Consider the following 8482-nt stretch of genomic DNA (forward strand, 5'->3'; position numbering starts at 1 on the left):
CCATCATCAACCCAGGCTGCTCGGCGCTGCCGCGCCAGCGCACCATGTCGAGGCAGAAGGAGCGGTGCCAGCCGAACGCGGTGGCGAGCTGTTGCTCGACCGACTCGAATTCCGGCTTCCAGATCAGCGACCCATAGGCGAACACCCATAACGGTCCCTCATCGGCTTCATTGGACAGTCGCAAGGCGAGGGTTCGAAAGTCCTCGTCGTTCATGTCTGTCCAGCTCGGGTCCGGACCGGGATCGGCCTCTTCCCGATGGCACAGTGCGACAAGCTCGGGCGTGAGCGACATCAAGCGCATGGACGACAACCCCTCATGACCGCATGAGAAATCGAAAACCGCTGGATGCGCAATCAGGGAACGCTTGGCACACACACCCATTGTTGTCCGGGCGGTGTCGGATTTCCGTCGTGAGGATCGTCCTATGATGGACGACGATCGATCCATGAAAGGTGAGGAGACCGAAAATGCCAAAAACCCCGATGCCCTTCTTCTGGTACGAATTGATGACATCAGATCTCGACGCCGCCGAGGCGTTCTACACCCAAGTGGTCGGCTGGACGGCGCAGCCCTTCGATAAGGCACCCGGCATGCCGCGCTACATCGTCATGAATGTCGGCGAACGTGGCGTCGGCGGCCTGATGACCTTGCCCGAGGATGCCGCCAAGATGGGCATGCCGCCTGCCTGGCTCGGCTATATCCACACCAGGGATGTCGATGCCGCAACTGCATCGCTGGAGAAAGCCGGCGGCACCGTTCACCGCCAGCCCGACGACATTCCGGGCGTCGGCCGCTTTGCTGTCGTCGCCGATCCGCAAGGCGCGACCTTCATGTTCCTGCAGCCGAACGGTCCCGACCAGCCTGTCGTGCCGGCCAGCACGCCGGGCCACATCGGCTGGCACGAGCTTTACACGTCGGACTGGAAAGCCGCGTTCGATTTCTATTCCGACCAGTTCGGCTGGGTCGACGCCGGCGATTTCGACATGGGCCCGATGGGCACGTACCAGACTTTTACGGCCGGCCCCGAATCCGGCGGCGGCATCATGAACAAGCCCGCGCAGATCCCGGTCCCGGTCTGGCAATTCTACTTCAACGTTGCGGCCATCGACGCGGCGGCCAAACGGGTCACCGACAATGGCGGCAAGATCCTGATGGGGCCGATGGAGGTCCCCGGCGGCAGTTGGATCGTGCAGTGCCAGGACCCGCAAGGCGCGCACTTCGCCTTGATGGCGCCAGTCCGCTGACGGCGATCGAACACCGCTGACACAAAGTGCGGGCTTTCATCGGACCACCGATGAAGGCCTCTCCCCTGCCTGGCGCCGCCTCATTCCGGCGCCAGCACCGCAACCTTCAACTCAGCTTTTTTCGCGCCGCTGAACTGGACGGTGGCCGGGCCGGGCGCAAGCTTGAAGCGCACGCTCTTGCGGATGCCAGGGCATGTTTTCACGCCACTATAGCCCGCCGACTTGATGGCCTGGCCATCCTGGATCACATCGATCCAGGCCTCCCCCGAGAGACTTATCTGGATGGCTCCCTCGGACGGCACCTCCACGCTGGCGACGGCCCCGAAACTGTCTGATGCCGGCGCACGTTCGGGCGCTACCGCAAAACCGGCTTTCTCTACCGGCACCAGCGCCAGGTCCGCAGCCGCACCAACCGCCAGTGCCGCTCCGGACGGCGTTGCCGGTGCCGCGGCAAACAGGGTCTGCTCCCGCGTCACGGGCCACTTGAAGGCCTCACAGCCGGCGTCCTCGGCCATGGCAAAGCTGGTGCCTGCAAGAATTGCGAAGAGGCTGATGGCGACTTTTTTCATGGCAAAGGGAACCCACATTTCTAGAGTGGCCGCACTAATACAACCAAAACGATAGAAATGCAACCTTTGCGGGAAAAATATGAAGGGTCAAGCTGGGGACATTTTCAATCACCGATTGTTGACGCCAGGCCATGGGAAGTGAATGGTCCATTCCTGGGCGATAATCTATGGCCGGACGGATTGAAAATGGAGTCATTATGAAGCTTTTCGAAAGCCTCTCCAGATACCAGCCGCAGGCGCTCGGCGTGTTGCGCATCATGACCGCGCTGCAGTTCATCGAGCATGGCAGCCAGAAACTGTTCAACTCCCCCGTCAGCGTCGATCCCCACGCCCTTTCCGGGCTGACCACGACTGCCGCCATCCTCGAATTCGCCGGCGGCATCCTGCTCGCGCTGGGCCTGTTCACGCGACCGGTGGCATTCCTTCTGGCCGGCGAAATGGCGATCGCCTATTTCATGGCGCACATGCCGCGCGACTTCTTCCCGGTCAACAATGGCGGCGATTCGGCGATCTCGTTCTGCTTCATCTTCCTCTATCTGGTGTTTGCCGGCGCCGGCGCTTTCGCGCTGGACAGCCGCCGCAGCGCCTGACGCCAGAAAGAGGATGCGGGCCTGGTGCATGTCGCCCAAAAGTGCCCGGCGGTCTTGGGACAACGACATCCACAAAACAGGAATCTGAAGCGCATCGGCGAAGCCGAAGCGCTTCAAGCACGCATCCGTTCGAAATTGGCGTCGAACAGCGGCACCGCCTGAATGCGCGCCGCATGGCGCTTGCCCAGCAGCTCGATCTCGAAGCCGTCGCTCTCATCAGCGATCTCCTTCGGCACATAGCCGACGGCGACGGATTTCTTCGAATGATGCGTATAGCCACCCGACGTCACCCAGCCGCGCACCGCACCATCGAACCAGATCGGCTCATCGCCAATGACATCGGCATCGTCGGCATCGACGATAAAAGCGCGCAGGCGCAATTTGCCGCCCTGCCTGCGCTCGGCCAGCGCCGCGGCCTTGCCTATGAAATCGGCGTCCTTGCCGTAAGCAACGAAGCGGTCGAGCCCCGCTTCCAGCGGCCCGTAGATCGGCCGGTACTCGCGCCCCCATGAGCCGTAATTCTTGTCCAGCCGCAGCGCATTGAGGGCGCGCGAGCCGAACAGGCCGATGCCGAATTCCCCGCCCGCCGCCATCAGCGCTTGATAGGCGGCGCGCTGGTATTCCGGCGCCACCCAGATCTCGTAGCCGAGATCGCCGGTATAGCTCACACGGCCGACCAGGCACGGCGCCATGCCGATATCCATCCGGCCAATGGCCATGAAGGAAAAGGCCGCGTTGGAGACATCCGAGCGCGTCGCCTTTGCCAGCACATCCCGCGCCTTCGGGCCGGCGATCGACAGACCGGTGAGCTTCGCGCCCAGCGCCTCGATGCGGACCGATCCATCGTCAGGCAGGTGCTTCTCGAACCAGCGCATATGGTATTGCTCGGCGATGCCGGAGCCGGCGAGGAACCAGCCCTCACTTCCGAGATTGGCGAGGGTGAAATCGCCGATCAGTCTGCCGTCTTCCTTCAGCATCGGCGCCAGCGTCATGCGGCCGGGCTTGGGCAGTTTGCAGGCAAGCATCCGGTCGAGCCAGGCGGCCGCTCCCTCACCCGTCACCTTGTATTTGGCGAAGCTCGAAATCTCCGACAGGCCGACACCGTCGCGAACTGTGGCGACCTCCTTGGCGACCTGCGTGAAATCGCTCGAGCGGCGCCAGGAGAATTCGTCCTTGACGCCTTCCGGCGCGTACCACAGCGGCACTTCCAGCCCATAGGCAACGCCCCATTGCGCACCCTTGGCCGACAGCAGGTCGTAGACCGGCGTCGTCTTCAGCGGCCGCCCGGCGGGCAGCTCCTCATTGGGGAAGCGGATCGAAAAGCGCCTGGAATAATTCTCGCGCACCTTGGCGTTGGTATAGGCCATCGTCGCCCAGTCGCCGTAGCGCGCGACATCCATCGCCCAGATGTCGGCGCCGGGATCGCCCTCGATCATCCAGTTCGACAAAGCGAGGCCGACGCCGCCGCCTTGCGAAAACCCGGCCATGACACCGCAGGCGACCCAGAAGCCCGGCAGCCCGCGCACCGGCCCGACCAATGGGTTGCCGTCGGGCGCGAAGGTGAAAGGCCCGTTGATGATCTGCTTAATGCCCGTGTTCTGGAAGGCCGGGAAATGGCGGAAGCCGACCTCAAGCGACGGCGCGATGCGGTCGATGTCGGGCGCCAGCAATTCATGGCCGAAATTCCATGGCGTCTGGTATTCGGACCATGGCTTGTTGGCCTTTTCGTAAGTGCCCATCAGCATGCCGCCGCGCTCCTGGCGCAGGTAAAGCTCGCCATCGAAGTCGACCGCGTGGATGATCTCGGTGCCGGTCTTGGCGTTCCAGGCGGCGACCTCCGGCATGTCCTCGGTGATCAGGTACATGTGCTCCATGGCCAGCACCGGCAGTTCGAGGCCGACCATGCGGCCGACCTCGCGCGCCCACAGGCCGCCGGCGTTGACGACATGCTCGGCCACCACCTCGCCCTTGTTGGTGATGACCCGCCACAGCCCGTCAGGGCGCCGCACGATGTCCTCGACCTTGGTGAAACGCTCGACCTCGGCGCCGAGTTTCCGCGCGGCCTTGGCATAGGCGTGGGTGACGCCGGAGGGATCGAGATGGCCGTCCTCTTTGTTCCTGACCGCGCCGACGAACTGTTTGGGATCGAGCAGCGGCATCAGTTCGGCCGCTTCGTTGGGCGAGATCTCCTCGAGCTCGATGCCGAGATAGCGGCCCTTGGCGACGACGCCGCGCAGCCAGTCGAGCCGCGCCTCGGTCGCTGCCAGAAGCACGCCACCGGTCAGATGCACGCCGGTCGCCTGGCCGGAAAGCTCCTCGATCTCCTTGTAGAGATTGATCGTGTATTTCTGCAGCTTGGCGACGTTGGGGTCGCCATTGATGGTGTGCATGCCCCCGGCCGCGTGCCAGGTCGAGCCTGAGGTCAGCTCGTCGCGCTCGAGCAGGACAACGTCGGTCCAGCCGTGGCGGGCGAGATGGAACAACACGGAGCATCCGACGACGCCACCGCCAATGACCACGACCTTTGCATGCGATTTCATGGATTTTTTCTCTGATATCAGTGAGTTGAATGGGTGAATGGATTCAAGCTGGGAACGATCACGGCTCGCCCTGCCCGATCGCTTCCTTGCGCCTGGCCATGTAAGCCTCTAGCGCCTCGCGCACGGCGATATCCATCACCGGCTCGACATAGTCCTCCAGCGCTTTCTTCCACAGCCGCGTCGCGCGTGCCGTGGCGTCGAGGCCGCCGGCTTCCTGCCAGGCTTCGTAATTCTGCCAGTTGGACAGCATCGGCTGGTAGAAGGCAGTGGCGTAGCGCTCCAGCGTGTGCGGCTCGCCGAAGAAATGCCCACCGGTTGGCACCGCACCCAAAGCCTCGACGGCGAGTTCCGCCTCATTGACTTCGATCGGGCGCAAGAACTCCATCATATGCTGGATCATCTCGACATCGATGATGAGTTTTTCGAACGACGCCGTCAGCCCGCCCTCCTGCCAGCCGGCGGCGTGGTAGACGAGGTTGCCGTGGCCGAGCACCGCCCCCCACAGTGCCATCAGCGTCTCATAGGCGCCCTGCGCGTCGGCGGCATTGGAAGCCGAGCCCGGCGTCGTGCGGTAGGGCAGCCCGTAGCGCCGCGCCAGTTGCCCTGACGCAATGTTGGCCTTGGTGTTCTCGGGCGTGCCGAAGGCCGGCGCGCCCGACTTCATGTCGACATTGGAGGTGAAGGCGCCATACATGACCGGCGCGCCCGGACGGACAAGCTGCGTCAGCACGACGCCGAACAGCGCCTCGGCATTCTGCTGCGCCAGCGCCCCGGCCAGCGTCACCGGGCTCATCGCCCCCATCAGCGTGAACGGCGTCACCGCCACCGACTGGCCGAACTCGGCCATGGTCATCAGGCCTTCGGCCATCATCTCGTCGAAGCGGCGCGGGGAGTTGACCGAGATGATGGTGGTGATACCGGGATCGTCGCGCATCTGGTCGAGCGTCAGCCCACGCGAAATCGCCATCATCTCGATGCCGTCCAATGCCCTGCCCCGGCCGATCGCCGAGACATGGAAACTCTTGTCGGTCAGCGTCAGATTGGTGAAATAAGTGTCGAGATGGCGGGAGTTTGCCGGCAGCTCCACCGGCGCGCAGACCTGGTTGCCCAGCATGTGGATGCAGTTGAAATGCTGCGCCAGCCGTGTGAGATCCGAATAGTCGCGCAAATTGCCGGCGCGGCGGCCGCGCTCCATGTCATGGACATTGGGCGGCCCGGCAACGAGGGTGAAATTGATGGTGTTGCCGCCCAGATGAACCGCGTTGGCCGGGTTGCGCGGCGTCAACACATAGCTGGGCTGCGTGGTCTTCAGCACGTCTTCGATCAAGCCGCGATCGATGCGGACATTCGCTGAGGCATGATCGACCCTGGCGCCGGCCTTCTCGAACAGCGACAGCGCCCGCGGACTCATCACCTCGATGCCGAAATTCTCCAATATGTGCATCGACGCCTGATGGATCTGCTCGATCTGATCGGGCGACAGCATGGCCATTGGCGGATAGGGATTGGTCACCCGCCTGAGCGGCAGTTGCGGAATGGCCGATGGCCCCCGATTGCTGGTGCGCTCGGCGCCGCGTTTGCGTCTTGGTTCGTTCATGCCTGGCATCAAAGCCCCGGCAAACCAGGCAAGCTGTCATAAATACGCCGTTTGCGGGCGTGATTTTAGCCACGGCGGCATTTCCGCAGTATCCATTTATAGAATACGACGAAGTATGTCGGATTGTTGATACGGGATTTCCTCGAGCGACCGCTCGGGCGAAGCGTTAATGGACGCTGCAAGATTCCCTTTATGATTTCGGCCTATTGCTCTGCCGATGCGTAGTTCGAGTTTTAGTAAAATTGGTGCGGTTTGCGTGCTGCTGGCGCTTTCGGCCTGCGCCACGCCGCCCAGCCACATCAACAATGTTTGCGCCGTCTTCGACCAGAATGACGGCTGGTTCGACAACTGGCAGTCTGCCGCCGAGCGCACGCAGCAGAAATACGGCATCCCCGTTCCCGTACTGATGGCGACGGTGCGCAAGGAATCGGGCTTCAAGAGCAATGCAAGGCCGCCGCGTACCAAGCTGCTCGGCTTCATTCCGTGGAAGCACGTCTCCACGGCCACCGGCTTCTCGCAGGCGCTGGACGGCACCTGGTCGCAATATCAGCGCGAGACCGGTAACTGGGCGGCGCGGCGGACGAAATTCGCCGATGCGGTCGATTTCGTCGGCTGGTATCATTCCAAGACATCTGACACCTACGGCGTCGCCCGCAACGACACCTACAATCTCTACCTTGCCTACTATCTCGGCTGGACCGCCTATGGCCGCGGCAACAGGGGCGATGCCGGTGTGCAGGGCTATGCCCGGGCCACCGACAAGATGGCGCGGGACTATGCCCAGCAGTTGAGCGAGTGCGGGAACTGATCTTGCCGCATCGTTGATCTCGATCTTCGGACGGTCAGCTCGGCCTTTTACCGCGCGGACGCTTTGGTGGCGTGCCGGCAAAACCGGGGCCATCGCCATGCGGCGCGTCGTCCGGCATACCTTCGTGCGCGGCGTGTTCCTTGTCGAACTTGATCACGGGCTCCATCTTGGCCAGCACGTCGTCGGAGAGCCAGCACAGGCTCATATGACCGTCGCCGAGATGCTTGACCGGCGGCACCTTGGTCTCGCAGAGATTGTCCGGCACCAGCTTCTTGTAGCCGCAACGGGTCTGGAACGGACAGCCGGATGGCGGGTTCATCGCCGACGGGATGTCGCCTTCCAGCACGATGTGCTTCTTCACGACACTCGTGTCGGCGATCGGAATCGCCGACAGCAGCGCCTCGGTATAGGGATGATAGGGTGGTGCGAAGATCTGGTCGGTCGTGCCTTGCTCGACGATGTAGCCGAGATACATGACGACGACGCGGTCGGCGATGTAGCGAACGACGGACAGATCGTGGCTGATAAACAGCATCGTCGTCTTGTTCTTGCGCTGGATGTCCATCAGCAGTTCGGTCACCGCCGCCTGCACCGACACGTCCAATGCCGAGACCGGCTCGTCGGCCACCACCACCTTGGCGTCACCGGCAAAGGCTCGCGCCACGCCGATGCGCTGCTTCTGGCCGCCCGAAAGCTGACGCGGCTTGCGGGTTTCGAATGCCCGCGGCAGCTTCACCAGGTCGAGCAGCTCCAGCATGCGCTTGCGGCGATCGGCAACCGTCTTGCCGACATTGAACTTCTCCAGCGTGCGGATGATCTGCGAACCGACCGAATGGCTGGGATTGAGCGTGTCGAACGGATTCTGGAACACCATCTGGATCGACGACACCGTGTCGACGCTCCGTTTGTCGATCCCCGTCGACTGGATTTCCGTGTTGCCCAGCGTCACCGTGCCGGCACTTGCCGTCTCCAGCCCGAGCAGCACCTTGGCCAGCGTCGACTTTCCGCAGCCGGATTCGCCGACGATGGCGACCGTCTCGGATTCGCGCGCCATGAACGAGATCGTCTCGTTGGCCTTGACGACGCGGCCCTCGCTTGAGCCGAACACCTCGCTGCCGCCGACCCTGTAATAT

8 protein-coding genes are annotated in these 8482 nt (G+C 63.0%); 3 read left to right on the plus strand and 5 right to left on the minus strand.

The window, feature by feature from the left end; translation table 11 throughout:
- The coding region (locus EN914_RS15155) for a gamma-glutamylcyclotransferase (protein WP_206527204.1) at nt 1-301 on the minus strand (301 nt) is incomplete at its 3' end.
- Between the two features lie 167 nt (nt 302-468).
- Here EN914_RS15155 and EN914_RS15160 point away from each other — a divergent pair.
- A complete protein-coding gene (locus tag EN914_RS15160; protein WP_013530891.1) occupies nt 469-1245 on the plus strand; it encodes a VOC family protein in 777 nt (258 codons plus the stop codon).
- An 80-nt stretch (nt 1246-1325) separates the two neighbouring features.
- On the opposite strand, the gene EN914_RS15165 is transcribed toward EN914_RS15160, so the two are convergent.
- On the minus strand, nt 1326-1814 hold the full coding sequence (locus EN914_RS15165; RefSeq protein ID WP_084652544.1) for a hypothetical protein: 489 nt from the start codon (nt 1812-1814) through the stop codon (nt 1326-1328).
- 197 nt (nt 1815-2011) lie between these two features.
- Here EN914_RS15165 and EN914_RS15170 point away from each other — a divergent pair, with 197 nt between their 5' ends.
- Nucleotides 2012-2404: a DoxX family protein gene (locus EN914_RS15170; protein ID WP_127389141.1), complete on the plus strand. Its 393-nt coding sequence runs from the start codon at nt 2012-2014 to the stop codon at nt 2402-2404.
- A 113-nt stretch (nt 2405-2517) separates the two neighbouring features.
- Here EN914_RS15170 and EN914_RS15175 read toward each other — a convergent pair whose 3' ends face one another.
- Complete coding sequence (locus EN914_RS15175; RefSeq protein WP_024501514.1) at nt 2518-4944, minus strand: FAD-dependent oxidoreductase; 2427 nt, start codon at nt 4942-4944, stop codon at nt 2518-2520.
- A 58-nt stretch (nt 4945-5002) separates the two neighbouring features.
- Nucleotides 5003-6541, minus strand: a complete 1539-nt coding sequence (locus tag EN914_RS15180) for a trimethylamine methyltransferase family protein (protein ID WP_024501515.1) — start codon at nt 6539-6541, stop codon at nt 5003-5005.
- A gap of 217 nt (nt 6542-6758) precedes the next feature.
- Here EN914_RS15180 and EN914_RS15185 point away from each other — a divergent pair, with 217 nt between their 5' ends.
- Complete coding sequence (locus EN914_RS15185) at nt 6759-7349, plus strand: transglycosylase SLT domain-containing protein (protein WP_024501516.1); 591 nt, start codon at nt 6759-6761, stop codon at nt 7347-7349.
- A 34-nt stretch (nt 7350-7383) separates the two neighbouring features.
- Here the strand turns inward: EN914_RS15185 and EN914_RS15190 are convergent.
- A partial coding sequence (locus EN914_RS15190; protein ID WP_164778744.1) for an oligopeptide/dipeptide ABC transporter ATP-binding protein occupies nt 7384-8482 on the minus strand: 1099 nt, incomplete at its 5' end.

Source organism: Mesorhizobium sp. M7A.F.Ca.CA.001.08.2.1 (assembly GCF_003998455.1).
Classification (GTDB): domain Bacteria; phylum Pseudomonadota; class Alphaproteobacteria; order Rhizobiales; family Rhizobiaceae; genus Mesorhizobium; species Mesorhizobium ciceri.

Excerpts from the sequence above, each read along its gene's own strand:
- EN914_RS15180 (WP_024501515.1), bottom strand. The coding sequence starts at position 6,541 with ATGAACGAACCAAGACGCAAACGCGGCGCCGAGCGCACCAGCAATCGG.
- EN914_RS15170 (WP_127389141.1), top strand. The coding sequence starts at position 2,012 with ATGAAGCTTTTCGAAAGCCTCTCCAGATACCAGCCGCAGGCGCTCGGC.
- EN914_RS15185 (WP_024501516.1), top strand. The coding sequence starts at position 6,759 with ATGCGTAGTTCGAGTTTTAGTAAAATTGGTGCGGTTTGCGTGCTGCTG.
- EN914_RS15160 (WP_013530891.1), top strand. The coding sequence starts at position 469 with ATGCCAAAAACCCCGATGCCCTTCTTCTGGTACGAATTGATGACATCA.
- EN914_RS15165 (WP_084652544.1), bottom strand. The coding sequence starts at position 1,814 with ATGAAAAAAGTCGCCATCAGCCTCTTCGCAATTCTTGCAGGCACCAGC.
- EN914_RS15175 (WP_024501514.1), bottom strand. The coding sequence starts at position 4,944 with ATGAAATCGCATGCAAAGGTCGTGGTCATTGGCGGTGGCGTCGTCGGA.